The following is a 14,632-nucleotide window of genomic DNA, read 5'->3' on the forward strand; positions in this document are numbered from 1 at the left end:
CTCGCTGGTTCCCGTTTTCCATCTGATACGTGCTATGAGTTGACGAATATCCATCAGTAGCCTCCTATGTAAGATGAAGCTATCTGAAATCGAGCGTGTCCCAAGAGGCGAGCAATTTCTTTTCGAGCGATTCGGTCGAGTTCTCGATCTTTTATCGACCCGCGGAGGGGCGACGGCCCTTGTACGATTGCCTCGTAAATGTCCTCTGCGAATCCGCTACGCAGTTCCCTGAAGGAGGGGATTCCATATTTCTGTAGAATTCTCCTGCATTGGTTGAGTTCAGTTCGGTAAAACGAGATTGGTTTTTCTGTCTCCATAAGCAAGCAACGAGATCCTGTCGGTCGAACAGAGAGCGCTAAATCGAGAGCCTCCATCTGAAAATCACCTGCTTGGATGGTTCGGGTAAGGCACTTCCGGCCACCTTTCGTTCCCTCTAGAATTGCGGCGGCCCCGTTTTTCTTTACCTCACTCTGCATCCGATCAAGATCCTGCAGCATGGCTTCGTATACTCGCATGCCCCAAGCCCTGGCTAGCAGAACTACAGCCGCTCCACGTTGTAAGCCGGTTGCGACCATCCGGTCAGTTGCACTTTTTGTGTCCGCAACATCAGCTGCGATTTGAGTCCTTCTAACGTTAGAGCGTGCTACGCCGAGAGCTTTGCGTGCTGAGAGGTGTAGTACTTCATCCCGGCGCATAGCAAAAAGGCACGTGTTCATTGTCGAGATAAGGTTGTGGGCGTAGGCGGCAGAAATTTGCTTGTCATTTGTGCCGTCTGGCCATTCGTATACTTCTTTTAGCCTTTGTTTGAGATACTCACCAAAAGAAGCGACTAATTCCGCATCAATATCGCGAGCGTCTCGAATACCGTGTCTTCTGCAGAACTCGGCAAATACTCGGATCCTGATCATGTGTGATCGCCGGGTCCCGTAATGATCAAAGCGGCCGAAGAGAGCATCGATCGCATTTTTGAATGCAAATAGAAGCGTCTTTCCAAACCCATAATTTCGATTTTTACTGCATGGAATTTTCTTTTTACGTTTCATCGGTGTCAGCCTTTATTCACAGTTTTAACAACATGCAGCTGATGCAAGTTGAACCCTGAGCTGTTCGAAGCAGGCCCGGTTTCCTTGCTGACGCCCCGCCCCCTAATTCGCAGTCAGATACGAAACCATTGGAAATCTCCTCTGATCAGGTGGGGTGTCTCTCGTGCCGCTACAAGCACTTTTTCCTTAGCGAACCGTGGTCAGCGCACGAAGGTTTATTTCTGGGCGCTGGGGGGAGCGGTGTGGTCGCGTCGTCGGCGCGAGAACGCAAGGAGTGATTGTCGCTGGATTGGGAAACGCGACGTTGATGCAAACTGATCCGCTCGAGTATGCCAGTGATGACGCACTGGTGGAGAAACTCCACTCCTAACTGGTTTTAGTCAGCATTTATGGCCAGTTTTAGTCCGAATTTTGAATTCAGGTCATTGAAAGTATTGGATTTTTAAATTCCAATTTGTTTCATCTCTCTAACGTTCGATCATTCGCTAGAAAAGATGTTGGTGCCATTGCTGGCGGTGGGATTAACGAACAAACTGTTCGTTACGATGCGTGTGAACGCATTTCTGAGTAGCTTCGTCTGTGAACCGGTCGTCTAATGCCGGTGTTGGTGCAAATGCTGTTTATTTACAGTGTTCAGCTAACACCTTTTTGGCACCGTTGAACGGCCCTTCTACCCTAATCATGCGGTAGACCTTTTCTGGTGTCAAGATTAAAAGACCATTTTTTTCAATTGGTTATGCGCACATGAAAGGTGATTTTGACGTGCTAGCGACGTGCTTGTATTCAGAAGTAAGAGAAGACCGCCATCGATGTCAGTCTTGTGCTCAGTAGGGCGTCGCATAGATGTCGGAAACGACAACTCATACTTTGAAAAGCGTTGTTACTTAAAAAATACTAAATCTTGGGATTGTCCTGGTCCCCTTTACTAAATTCATTCAGATTTGGAAGTAAATGCTCTTTATTAAACCAAACAATGGCTGGGGACTCTCGTCGATTGGGGAGCAGCCAAAAACAGTTAACCGGATAATTCCTTGGAATAGGGCTTTCATTGCGATTACCGGGGCCCCTGTGACGGGGGTTGAAAGGCACCATGTTTCCTTTTTTCGACTATGTGGCAAGCGGGCGTGGGAAATTATCGCTCGCCGTGCCTTTAGACAATTTTTCGCGAAAGAAGTTGTGCTACTAGTCTACTCTGCGTGGGTACAGGCCTAATCGCCGGCGAGAAATAAGCTTTAAGGAACAAATCTAAAGGTGCTTTCAGGAATAGCGACGGCACACGAAAGGCGCAGACATATAACCAAAGAGTTGGACAAGGAATGCAGGATATATGCCTTTACAGAATAGAGTCAGTCCTTGTGGTCTTATCGAAACAAACGATGCCAGAGGCATGCTCATGGGAAATCGCGGCGTGCTCCACAATATTCACAAGGAGCTTAAACGTCAGTATAAGACCAAAGCCTGGATTATTTGCCTTCTAGATTTTGAGGGCCGAAAAAGGGATTTAATGTCAGCGAATGGGTATACAGAACTTTTCTTTCTCGACGAGGTTACGGCGTTTGCAGCGGGCCATAGGCCTTGCGCACAGTGCAGACGCAGCCGCTACAACGAGTTTCGCACGGCCTGGATGGACGGGAATCTTTGGGAAGGCGGCTCTGCCATCCGAGCTCCGGAAATCGATGAAGTTTTGCATGGGGAAAGAATTGAGGCCGAGAAAAAACTGACCTGGAGCGGTCGATTATCGGACTTGCCTCATGGCGCGATGTTTGAGTTTGATCATAAGAGCTTCGCTGTTTGCGAGGGGAAAATTTTGGAATGGGGATTCAACGGCTATAGCCCATCAGATTGGGAAAGGTTTCCGGCAAACGTCGATGTATTGACACCACGTTCAGTGGTTAATGTTTTGGCCACTGGCTTCAGACCGGAATTTCATGCCGGCGCTATGTCCTAAACAGCAAGCCATATCCAAGGAGAGGGAAGGGATGGATTATCAGCAGCTTATGCAACGATCTTGGATTGAGTGATGGCACTCTCCAGCGGTCCAGGAATAGAGGGCGAAGCTTGAACAACCTACTCGACCCGTTTTTTCCCAGTACTCTGCCGGGCGTTATTCAGGTTTCGGTTCCAGTTCCAGCCATTGCTTTTGTTCTGAGTTCCGGTCGTACGTTCGGGCTAACAATTGTGCGCGCCCGGAACCGACTGCTCAAGGTTAGCAATTTATTAAAAGTGAACATTGAAAGCCCGGAAACAAAGAGTTTGATTGAATGGATAGAGATCTACCCAGAGGAGGATCCGCGAGTTCAGTATTTGTTCTGCGGGTACTCGCTTAACACCACCGATCAGTTCTGTGTGGGCCTGCCAGAATCGGATTCTGAGGAGTTGCAAGTTTTGCTCTCTACAGAGGATTTGACGGCATTATTCACTGAGCTTGAGACGTATCGGGGAAATGCCAGAGAAAGTACCTTTCGGATTTTAGAAGTTCCAATGAAGTGGCGGTCTCGCCTAACTGAATGGGCGCAGTCATTTAAAGACAAATGCCCTGAGGACCAGTTTCGCAACCGGATGCTAAAACAACCAGGCCTTCGCAAAGAAGAGTGCCTTTGGCATGATCTGGTTCGTTGGGCTTTTTATGGACGGCCGCCGGGCCCCGTCGATCCGAGTCAGCTCAATTCTGAGTTTCGACTTCGGCATGTAATCCCAAGATTGTATCGCTTGGTAGGATCGGTTTCACCGGATCCTGGCGTACTATGGCGCTGCAACAGGGGGCTCCGTAGGGGGGAGAGGCGCAATCTGCCGAAAATCGGTGAAGATAGCCGTGTTGTTCTCCAGCACCCTTCATTGGGCTTCTCTGTTGTTCGGTTCTCCAAGAACGATTTGCTCGGGAGCAGCTGCGGCTGGATCGCTATCGATAATAAAGGCAGACCATTGAGTCCTGGAGCTGACATCACTGACGACACAATTCAAGATGCTGCAGTAAGGGTGTTATCGTCAATCAACAGAGTGGTTAGGAGTTGGGCGCTATACTCAGATAGCGCGCAATGGGCTGAATATACTTTAGCCGACTCCGACGAGCGTCAGGAACATCTGTTGGTTCTCGATGATTTTCCTCATCGTTTTGAAAATAACCCCCACTACGAAGTGAACAATGTCCTTCTGCACGTTCGGACATCGATACAGTATTCACGCGATGGGCTTCGATGTCTCCTCGTTGATGAACTTCAAAGCGACTGGTTGCAGAAAAGATCGGACTGGGGACAAACATTTAGAGACGGGAGCGATCAATTGCGGTCGATGCCTTGGTTTTCTGATTGGTATGAGCTTGGCTTGAAGGTTGTTCTGCAATTAGCGGCCAAGAGTCAGGTCGATGCTATTGCAATCGCGAATTCTGAGATACAAAAAGCGCGTTACGGCTGCCACTTTACGGACGGTGGCCGTGAGTTCTATGACAAGCTATTGCCCAGGAAACTGGCTAAGCTGGTCAAGCCATGGGGTTTGCCTGAGACCTCTCTAATTCTGGCTCTTAACGATAAGTCACCAATGGTACTTCGAACAGAAAAAGGCCTGTACGAAGTTCTCGGTCCTAAAGGTGAAGTTTTCTTAGAGGCATGCTCTTCGTTGCTTGATGCGAAAAAGGCGATCGCAGCTTCTGACCTCATGCGCGATGGGCCTGAGGTGCCGGCGTTTTCAATAACTAAAGAGTTCAAGGATGAGGTGGCGTCAACAGGCCTAATGCTCTTTGGGTAGTGTAGTTGCCCCCGCTAAACCGGACACCGACCATTCATTTGATTTTGGTCTGCCCTGACCCCGTTTTAGTACCGCTCATTGTCAGAAAAGTCCGGCTCTGAATACGATGCTGTCAAAGATTGTAAAATTCTACTTATTTAAGAAAAACCCAATAATCTTCAGAGCCTTAGCGTGTATAGTTAGTCCCTCAATAAAAAGGTGGTGGCTATGGAGAGGCTCGCCCGATAATTGAACGCCTCCCCGTTCTTCGCATGAACTGACCCGCAAAAGCATGAATCCGTTTAACGTGCCGCTGCGAATCTAGTATCCCTCCAGTGCCCCTTCCAACTCCTGAAAAACCGATGCCGGAGCGCACCTATGTCAGACGACCGCCTGTCCAATCTTGGTAAGGACCTTCTTAAAGCCAAACAGCAGGCTTTGCTAATCGAAGTTTTGCAAAGTGATCTGGATTCCTGGGTTGATCAGAGCCCTAACCCAATTCGTGTGGTCTGCGATGCCAGTTCGGCGGTTTATGATGTGTGCGTGAAGGATGGCAAGACAAATGTCCTCGTGGTGGGTGAAGGTCAAGGCCAGGGACCATTGTCCATTTTCGGTTGTCTGCTCGGCAGCCTCGATAACGAATTCGACGACCTGCACAAGCGCGAAATACTAAAAAAATTAGCGGGCTTTGGCCTGAACCAGGCCCTTGGGGGCGTGGTTAGTGAGGCGGTAGGCGATAGCCTGAGCGTTGGCGCTGGGCAAATGATGGAGTACCTGGCGGAGTTCAATGGCAGTGCATCTGACGTCCTGACATCAGCTGTTGAGGCGGGTGTCGAAAGTGTGGCCGATGAAAGCGGCGAGATTGTTGGCGATATTGGTGGAACCGGCGCGGAAGCCATAGCAGGGCAGTTCTCATCAGAGGACAGCATTTATCTATCCCCGGATGCTCGAAAGCGACTGAAAGAACTTGCACCCCGTTTGAGTGACAAAGCCACCAGTCACGAAACGTTGCAGTTGGCTCTGGAAATGCTGCTGGTCACCGCTCTGGGCGCACCTAAAGTCATTGTGGTGAACGATCCATTCCGCCTGGATGACGCCTCCCTGGCGTTGCTGGCCATGCTGGTTTCCCTGGAAAAAGACTTGCGCCAAGTTGCCCATGCTGACTCCTCGGGACAGGGCAGGGCAAAGACCGTCGGGATCAGCGTAGTGCTCACCTTCACTGGCGCGCAGCTCAACGACACAGTCGTGAACAAAGGAATGGCTGATAAGCAGCAAGCCATCTCCCGTCTACGCATGATGGCGTCGCGTTATAGCCTTCTGGAACGGCTGGACTCGGATATTCCCGTGCCGGCAGTCCGTGCCAGTACCTTCGTGGGCCGTAACCAAGAGCTTGAAAGCCTTCGGCGGTATTGGAAAAGTCTCTGCGAACAACCAGACACCGCCTCAAATCAAACCTGGTGCCTGATTAGGGGCGAACCGGGTACCGGTAAGACTGCTCTGGCCAACCAATTCATTGATAAGATCCGATCTGACACCGCTTATCCCGAAAGGCTGAGCATTCCAACCCTGAGGCTGCTTAATCAGACCGGACACAGTGCCCAGGCAACAGGCCTAGCATCGCTAAAGAACTCAATGGCGGACGAGCTTCGGCGTTTGACTTTAGTTTATCGGAAAAGGGTTGGCTGGTTGGCCAGATCAAGTCATCAGATCACCGAAGGGGTTCAAAGTTGGAAAGATGATGCCACATCCGATGACCCTGAAGCCATAAAGCGGATGCAAGGACGCGTTGCGAAAATGGTCTCCAAGCTTCTGGGCATAGATGCCGTTATGGGAGTTGCAGGCAGTGTCAAAGGCTGGAGCAAACAAGATGAAATGCGCAGTATGCGCAAGGAGGAGTTCGGTCAATCTTACCGAGCCAACCACAAGGAAGAGCAGTTTGAGTTGTTGCGGGCATCGCTTTTGGAAATACGCAAACTGGCTGAAAAATGCTCGTCCGATAGTGAAAGCCAACCCAGAGGAAGCGCGTTTCCTTTGCTCCTTCTGGTCGACGACTTGCAGTGGGTGGATGATTTCACCGCCGAGTTCTTGCTGAAGGAATGGCCCGCTGACGTTCCAGTTTACATCCTCGCCACCGCCCGCGGTTCGGACAGCTTCACTACCACCGGAGAATCTAGCGAGCATCAAGCGTTGAACTGGAATCGGAATCGACTGTTTACTGAACTGGGGCTTATCCATGCAGGATCGGTCGATGTGGAACGAGACCATGACGAGGAACAAGAAAAAGAAGGCAAACAGATAGGAGATCTAGCCTTGGTCAGCTGCCTTGAGCTCAAAGGTATGGATCAGCCGATGCTGGCTAAACTGATAAAACTGACCTATGGCGACATCACGAAGGAACAGGCGGAACAATTTGCGGCCGCTGTTACCAACAACCTTTCCGGGGCAAACAACGCCTCAGAGATTATTACTCTTTTTGCTATTGAAACTCTCAACGTGATTAGTGATCCACAATTTTATCGCCGCAATCCTGAACTGCCCCGGCTGATTGAGTCGCTTCCGGACACGAATCGTTATCGATTCAACGAACCGGAGAGCGGGGGGCTGACGGAGGCTCTAAACAGAGTTTTCAGGAATCTTAGGGAGACCTACCAGGCCAGCTATCTGATTGAGACCGGACGAACCTTCGGAGGGGAACGTTTTAATCTATCCTCCTATGCCGTGCTGGAGGAACGCCTACACCTTATCGAGCAGTATTTTGGGGAATACGGGGGCACCGCTCGTTATAGCTTGTTGTTTTCTGCAGTCCTCGGCAGTCCTTTTCGGATTGAGTTAGTAGAACAGTTACTTCGTGAGCTAATTGATTTGCCTTATGAGGACTACCCTGAATTGTATCCGCTGACCCAAAGCTTGCGGGAAAGGTGTCGCCATACCTCGCTCTTGGAACAGTACGAGGTTTTGGAGCGGGCGTATGAAATTGTTTGGCGGATTCGAGACAACACTAATTTAAGCATTCGTTATTCTCATCAGCATGACTTGCTAAGTCAGTTTTTAGCTGGACAGTTCACTCAACGATTGTTCGATCTTTACTCGACGCCAGACAAAATTGATGAAAGCCTGAAAAATATTGTGGCTTATCTTTGGGTTAGTGGGGAATCCTGGTTCGATAACTGGAATGAGAAGTTCGTCGACAAGCTTGCTTGGGAGGAAGTCCATGAAATCGAGAAGGCAAGGTTTCGTGTCGCCCTAACAGGATATCGGTACCGAGTTATGATGGACTTAACTAGTCATCTTGGGGACTGGGCTAAAGAATATGTGCTGAGTCTGAATTATTTAGCAACTGAAACTCACGTTAGAGGCGAATTAGCCGCTGCAATGGTGATCTGTGAAGAAGCTTTATCGATTAGTCGGTTGGGTCACAGTGAGGACCCCGACTATTGGGCTGAGGGTCTTGCAATTAGCTTAAATAACTTAGCAGCAATGCGTGAGGCTCTCGGCAGACCAGAAGTCGCGATCCTGTCCCATACAGAAGCCCATGCCATAATTGAGAGCAACTATCGGGTTGATGAAGACCGTTGGGCGGAATGGCTCATAACGAATCTGGGTAATCAGGCCATGACTTTCGATGCTATGGGAATGCCAGAAGAGGCATTGCCAAAGCAAGAATTGGCTCTGTCTATTCTGGAGCGACACTATAAACAGACGCCGAAGATAGGAGAGGAATTCTACGCGTCTAATGTCGATAATTTGGCATCGATTTTTCAGTCTTTAGGCAAACATGAGGACGCACTTCCAAAATTAGAACTGGCATTAGCTATTCGAGAGACACTATATAAAACTGAAGCTCATAAATATTCTGAGGACTACGTAAGAAGTCTAAATAACTTGGCGTTGACTTTAGATGATCTCGACGATCTCGACGGCGCTTTACAACGGTATGATAAAGCCCTTGAGATTATTAGACCACGTCTCGAAAGCGCGCCCGACCGTTGGGCGATTTTTTATACTAAAACTCTAACCAATTCCGCGTTAGCTCTGAAACCTAAAAACCCTCGGAAAGCGTTGGTCCGATACCTAGAGGCTATTTCCGTTATTCGAGATGGCTATGACGAGGCGCCAGAACGTTGGGAAATGCAGTTTGCTACCTGTCTTCACAACCTGGGGTCCACTTACCAAGCTTTGGATCGGTACAAGGATGCAATGAAAGAATACTCAACGGCTCTTGAGGTCATTGAGAGAGGATTTTCTCAAGTTCCAGAACGTTGGGATTTCCTGTATGTCTCGTGTTTGCATAAAAAAGCATTGGCACTAGGCTCGCTCAATCAACCTGAAGATGCGTTGCTTTGCTTAGAAAAAGCCTTACCAATTATTAGATCCAGAAGCGAGAAGACGCCGACACGATGGCGCGAACACTTGATCTTCAACCTAACCTTACAAGCGAAAACATTTGAAGCCTTGAATCGAGCTGAGGATTGCCTCGCTCAATATGATGAATTGGTCTGGGTTTTTCCCACAAAAGACGAGGAAGATCGTGAGCGTTGGAGGGATGCGGAGGTCGCAAGTTGGTTAAACTATGCCCGCGCGCTAAGGTCGTTCGGCCGAGTAAAAGACGCAATATCGACATACGAGCATCTTCTACCGTATGCGAGGAAGGGTTACAAGGAAAGGCCGGAGCTGTGGGAGGCTAGCTATTTGTATGGTTTACGAGAGTTGGCCGACATTCTAATGTCTGGCCATTCGTGGTCAGAGGCGTCGAGCCTGCTGCGCGAACTCGTCAGCGCTTTGCAATGTCACCGTGATGCCGACAGCGATCATATGGTAAAGAATTACGCAGCGGTTCTTGCTGACCTTGCTTTCACCCTATGCACGGATCTCAAAATGAAAGAAGCTTTGGGACTTTATGAAGAGGCTCTTTCGATTCGTGAGTCCGCCTATGAAAAAGACCCAGAGAACTGGGCGATAAACTATGTGGAAAATCTAAATAATACTGCCTTCTGTCATGAATTCTTGGGGAATTTTGAAAGTGCACGTCTTTTGCGAGAGAAAGCGCAGTCAATAGACACGTCACTATGAGTGACGTGTCTATTGACTTAATGTTAAAGCATGTAGTGGCGACTGAAGTGAAGGATAAGACGCTGTCCTAGGGTTAATCGAGGCAATTAGATAAACTCCGGTGGAACATATATTTTCATTTATTTTCAGTTTCGCCTTCAGCAGTTATTGACGATCTCAACTGATCCCTGGCAGATCGGTCTCTGGGACAGGTGACTGATATTCGGCATTTCCACCGCCACCTTAAGGATGATTTTGGGGAATAGTTTCATTGACAGGTTAATTAGCGCAATACAGATAAATCCCTCGGCTCAACAAAAATCTCAAAGGTCGCATAATCCCTCAATTCATTCTGCGCTGCATTAATTCGGCCCCAATCGAACGGCTCTCCCACAGTTACAGTGACTGTAAGCCCATCCGTCGGCCCTCCAAAGCGAGGCCGATAAAGACGGTATTTACGCAACGTTCTCACAATAAGCATAAAAAAGGCTGAGCTGGTTGCCACTTCGATCGGATATCGAGCGATCGGGTGATCAGGGTTAATGGGTTCAAGGTATACCGGTAAATGATGCTCAGTCCTCAATACGTTCTGGGCCTCATTCAGAGCGGTATAATCAATGGGCCATGGTGCGATGACTTGAACGTATTTTTGCCCGCTGCGATTTTCTACTGAAACCGCAGTCAGCCGCCGCTCCTGCAGTGCATCTTGAACAGTTTTTCCGGCCTCACCGAAAACTTGAAGTACCTCAGGGCTGATTTTCATCAGAGCGATCCCTCCTACTTTGTGGCAATTAAGAGACAGCCGGGGCAAAAATGGGCGGTGGTTAATCCCTGTCTTCCTGAGTCAGTTCGAGGATCTTCTTCTGAAGTTGTTTCCACCGATACTGAACCTTGTGAGTGGTTGTGCCCAGTTCTTCAGCAACCGCCTTGAGGGGAGGGCGAACGTAACCACCATCCAGTTGTGCTCCAACTAATTTATCCATGAACTGCCTGTCCTCATCCGAGAGTTCCGACAGTTTTTCTGCAATCGCCTGCACAGTTAGCTTATCTAGAAGTGGATCTGCGTCGTGGGTAATGCTCATCGCTTCGAAGTATTCCAGATTAGTGACTGGTTCGTCCTCGGAGCGCGGAGCATCAAGAATGCCGTGAACGATGCTGGAAGCGCTCTTCCGGCGGGCATAATCCATGGCGACGTTCTTCGCTTTTTGCTTAAGCCGATAGAAAACATCATCGTTTGTTTTACAGTCGTCGAAGCTCGATTCCTCCCCGCCCTCTAGCTTTGCTAAGAAATACTCGTAACTATCAATCGGTGCACGTTCGACAAGAGATTGTGTGAACGCGTGAGGGTTGGTTGGACCAAATTCGGCCCAAATCGCCTCTTCAATCTTAACTTTCTTGTTTGCAAAGGTTTCGTTGAGCATTTCGATGAGCTTTGCTCGGGCAACTTTAGTCATTCGCAGTCCTCGGTAATGTTTGTCTTCTGGTCATCCATCTAAAACGAGCCACTCGGGAAAGAGCGGAAAGATTTTTTATTTTCCGTTTTTCTCATCCCCAACCGTTTTAGTCCTCAGCGACACAACTGAGGAGTTGAAATGCTTGGAGCTATCGTTGGTGATTTCATTGGAAGTTCGTGGGAGGGAGTAGAACCTTTTCAGTTTAGGGGTGAGCTTCTCAGCGATGTGAGCCACTTTACGGATGATACGGTCCTGACCATCGCTACATCTTATACCTGGGCAGTGGAAGGGGACCTGGAGGCCAGTTATCGAGAAAGCATTAGGGATTATCAGAACCTTGGGTTTTCTGAGCCGATGTATAAGTGGGCACATGGCGTCGACGAGCAGCAGCACTTTAACCATGGGAATGGTGCAGCAATTCGCGTCAGTCCTGTCGCTATTTTCGCTAACAATCTTCAAGAGGCAATTTTTCTCTCCAGAAAAGCGGCCATGGTAACTCACTATAACGAACTCGCCGTAAAGCTGGCTGAATTAATCGGTGGCGCGACTTTTTTGGCCCATCGCCAATATGCTCCCAAAGATATACACGAATTCGCGGTAGAGCATTGCCCATCGCTATTCCAGCTTCCCCGCTCTGGGTCGCCGTTCCAGTGGGAGTCAGTCGTCACCGCGATAGAAATTGCCTGCCGAACCGTTAGTTTTGAGACGTGCATGCGAGAGTGCATCTCGGCCGGCGGAGATGTCGACTCGGTATGTGCCATGGCAGGAGCCATTTCTGAAGGACTTTGGGGTTGTCCTTCGCATCTTTTGACGCACGTACTAGAGGAACTCAATCGCTGCCACCCCGACCTTTTTCGAATGCTCCGCATCTCCCTGCTGGGGAGTGAACTCTCATTAACCCATTCTACCGTCTCGTGATAACCGTTCTTGTGAGAGGGCGATCAGAGACGTGGATCTAAGAAAGATGGAAAAGCAAGGATAAGTCGAAAACAGGTCGAATAGTAAGCTATTCGTGCCAAAAAGTACATATTTTACAATGTTTTAATTGTGTTCCCCTTTTGGGGCGTTCATCTTCCCGCGGGGCGAATGACTCGCCCTTCCAAAAAAGCAAAAAGAGGTGATTCATGACTAAGATGTCAAAATTGAAGCAAGGGACTGCAACTTTCGTTCTCGGGATTGCGCTGACTGGTTGCGCTGCCAATGGTGGCAAAAACAACGGTTTTTCTGATGCAGCGGGCCAAGTTGGTGGCGCACTTCAACAAGTGGCTAATGGCGTTGGTTCCGCAGTTGGGGGAATGTTTCAGCCATACACCAATGGCGTCAAGGTTACCGAGGAGCAGCTGGCCAGGTTGGAAGTTGGCATGCCGGCTTCTCAGGTTGAGCAATTGATTGGCTACCCCCCAGAGATTGATAGCTCCAATGATGGAGAGATCTGGTCTTACCCGTACAGTGAGATTCCCCACTTCGGTCAAAACATCAACGAGACGACGATTGTCAGGTTTGATGCGTCAGGGCAATTGACCAAGGCCTACAAAACGAACACCCGTGCCAGTTCAAGTGGTAACCCGCTATTGGATGCGGCGAACGGTCTGCAGTAAATACTTCACTGATACCTCCACGCAATTACAGCCGCTCTTGCAGTTTCCATCTCAGACTGCATCAGCGTGCGCACAGAAACGGACTTAAGAAGGATCCCCTATGAAAAGGAAATGGCTATTTCTCGTGGCTTTGGCTGCTTCGCTATTTGCTGGTTGCTCTGACTACCCCTCAACAGGTGTCGTTGATACCAGAATAGTGCGCGAGATTGCTGACATTGATGAGATTACCGGCAAGGCTTTTGGCTTGAAGGATACGGCCCAGGGTGCAGTCCTAGCCTATGAAAAAGACCTGGATCTGCTCAAAGGGGTTAAATATCGAATCAGGCAACAAATGATAGATAGCGGCAGCTTGGATGAACTTGATTTTCCTCTTGAATATTCGGGAGTGGATAATTCGCAAATGACTCTGATGCTTCAGAGGATTGTGGATGATGCCAACGTAATTTACAGAAAGACTCAGGCAGTTCTTGAAGCCGATATAGTTGAAGCAGCTAAGGCTCTAGATGTAGCAAGGACTAATTTGCAGAAGTTGGAAACTGCTACAGCAAAGTTCGAGGAAGCAGTAAAAGGTGAACAGGAAGCCTACGATGCGGCCGTTGAAGAGCTCAACGCCGCTCAACAAGAGGTGGGTGCGATCTATGAGAGGGCAGCCACCAGCATGTCAAAATTGGCAGAGCGTTTGGGTTACAAAGGCCGTCGATCTTTGCGTTACGACGAGAGCCTAATCGGGGAGTACCGCTCTCTGGACTACACTGGCCGAAATGATCTGCCCTCTGACTGCCCGGCTCAACGAGGCTATCAAACCATAGATACCCGCGATTTAAACAATCAATGCTCGTATCTTCACATAGGCACTATTTTTCTGGAAACACCAGAAATTGAGAGTGCGGCGCGAGAAATCCTCCGCTCCAACTTCCGGGAGCTGGCTGAGGTCATGCACGCGATTGGAAATGATGGCAGTGGCGGCCTCAAGGCTAAGGTTTCAGAGCTGCAGGTCGCATTGAGCAGTGCCCATGCAGAAGCCGCAAAGACCCTCGGTTCACAACGTGAGCGTAACTCTGAAGTCTCGAAGCTGACTCATCAAGCTGCGGTTCTTGAGAAAAAGCTGGAACGGTTGAAGGCTCCCGAATATCAACAGGAGTTGCTCTACGATGTCGATGTAACCTACCCAGATGGGTACGTTGAGACACGGAATGCTTATGTGAAGGCAGTGCAGAGCGATCTATTCGAACGTCACATCATAGAGTTGGGCGATGTGAGCCTGCATAGCGAAGTTGATATCAAAAATGGATACTTTGAAAACGTTGATTCAGGTTTTGTAGGTGTAGCGACGGTCACCGATGTGTTGGCTTCAAGAGGCCGGTCGAAAGAGGTCATTCGTGCCCATGGGTATGCGGACCTTACCGACCCTGAGATGGCTGAAGCTGAGCAAATTCAGGTCCCGATGGATCGTGAGTTCATCAAAGAGCGTCGCAGAGATGATTCTCAGCAGAAGATGTGGGAGGGGTTACTGGATTATCTGTCCGATATTCGTCAGAAAGCCTGACGAACTCTATTGGATCAAGTAATGAATGGCCTGAGCTCGAAATAGCGCGAGCTCAGGTTCTGTACCATCCCAGAAGCTGAATTTTCCCAAAAATATTCCGGTTTTTTCGCCTTCCTACGTTTTAGTTAGCACGCCCTCTGAAGTCCTTCGGTCAGAGCATCGAAAGGTACTCTTCACTAGGCTCGAAACTACGATTTCAAAACTTCCGCTCACCTTGTGAAA

At 49.1% G+C, this 14,632-nt stretch carries 9 protein-coding genes; 6 read left to right on the forward strand and 3 right to left on the reverse strand.

Going from position 1 to position 14,632, the window contains the following annotated elements; genetic code table 11:
• Positions 1 to 53 precede the first annotated feature (53 nt).
• Complete coding sequence (locus tag FMN52_RS00980) at positions 54 to 1,043, reverse strand: integrase domain-containing protein (protein WP_148606857.1); 990 nt, start codon at positions 1,041 to 1,043, stop codon at positions 54 to 56.
• A gap of 1,327 nt (positions 1,044 to 2,370) precedes the next feature.
• Between FMN52_RS00980 and FMN52_RS00985 the strand changes: the two genes are divergently transcribed.
• From FMN52_RS00985 to FMN52_RS00995, 3 genes are all read left to right on the forward strand, one after another.
• Positions 2,371 to 2,991 (forward strand): hypothetical protein, encoded by a 621-nt coding sequence (locus FMN52_RS00985; protein WP_148606858.1) that lies wholly within the window; start codon positions 2,371 to 2,373, stop codon positions 2,989 to 2,991.
• 110 nt (positions 2,992 to 3,101) lie between these two features.
• On the forward strand, positions 3,102 to 4,784 hold the full coding sequence (locus tag FMN52_RS00990; protein WP_148606859.1) for a hypothetical protein: 1,683 nt from the start codon (positions 3,102 to 3,104) through the stop codon (positions 4,782 to 4,784).
• 357 nt (positions 4,785 to 5,141) lie between these two features.
• Complete coding sequence (locus tag FMN52_RS00995; protein ID WP_148606860.1) at positions 5,142 to 9,833, forward strand: tetratricopeptide repeat protein; 4,692 nt, start codon at positions 5,142 to 5,144, stop codon at positions 9,831 to 9,833.
• 262 nt (positions 9,834 to 10,095) lie between these two features.
• Here the strand turns inward: FMN52_RS00995 and FMN52_RS01000 are convergent, their stop codons facing one another.
• On the reverse strand, positions 10,096 to 10,575 hold the full coding sequence (locus FMN52_RS01000; RefSeq protein ID WP_148606861.1) for a hypothetical protein: 480 nt from the start codon (positions 10,573 to 10,575) through the stop codon (positions 10,096 to 10,098).
• A gap of 61 nt (positions 10,576 to 10,636) precedes the next feature.
• Positions 10,637 to 11,266 (reverse strand): sigma-70 family RNA polymerase sigma factor, encoded by a 630-nt coding sequence (locus tag FMN52_RS01005; protein WP_148606862.1) that lies wholly within the window; start codon positions 11,264 to 11,266, stop codon positions 10,637 to 10,639.
• 138 nt (positions 11,267 to 11,404) lie between these two features.
• Here FMN52_RS01005 and FMN52_RS01010 point away from each other — a divergent pair, with 138 nt between their 5' ends.
• From FMN52_RS01010 to FMN52_RS01020, 3 genes are all read left to right on the forward strand, one after another.
• Positions 11,405 to 12,184 (forward strand): ADP-ribosylglycohydrolase family protein, encoded by a 780-nt coding sequence (locus FMN52_RS01010; protein WP_148606863.1) that lies wholly within the window; start codon positions 11,405 to 11,407, stop codon positions 12,182 to 12,184.
• A gap of 206 nt (positions 12,185 to 12,390) precedes the next feature.
• Positions 12,391 to 12,864, forward strand: a complete 474-nt coding sequence (bamE, locus tag FMN52_RS01015) for an outer membrane protein assembly factor BamE (RefSeq protein WP_148606864.1) — start codon at positions 12,391 to 12,393, stop codon at positions 12,862 to 12,864.
• 100 nt (positions 12,865 to 12,964) lie between these two features.
• On the forward strand, positions 12,965 to 14,410 hold the full coding sequence (locus FMN52_RS01020; RefSeq protein ID WP_148606865.1) for a hypothetical protein: 1,446 nt from the start codon (positions 12,965 to 12,967) through the stop codon (positions 14,408 to 14,410).
• The last annotated feature ends 222 nt before the right edge of the window (positions 14,411 to 14,632 follow it).

It is taken from the genome of Marinobacter sp. BW6, from assembly GCF_008107725.1.
GTDB lineage: Bacteria > Pseudomonadota > Gammaproteobacteria > Pseudomonadales > Oleiphilaceae > Marinobacter.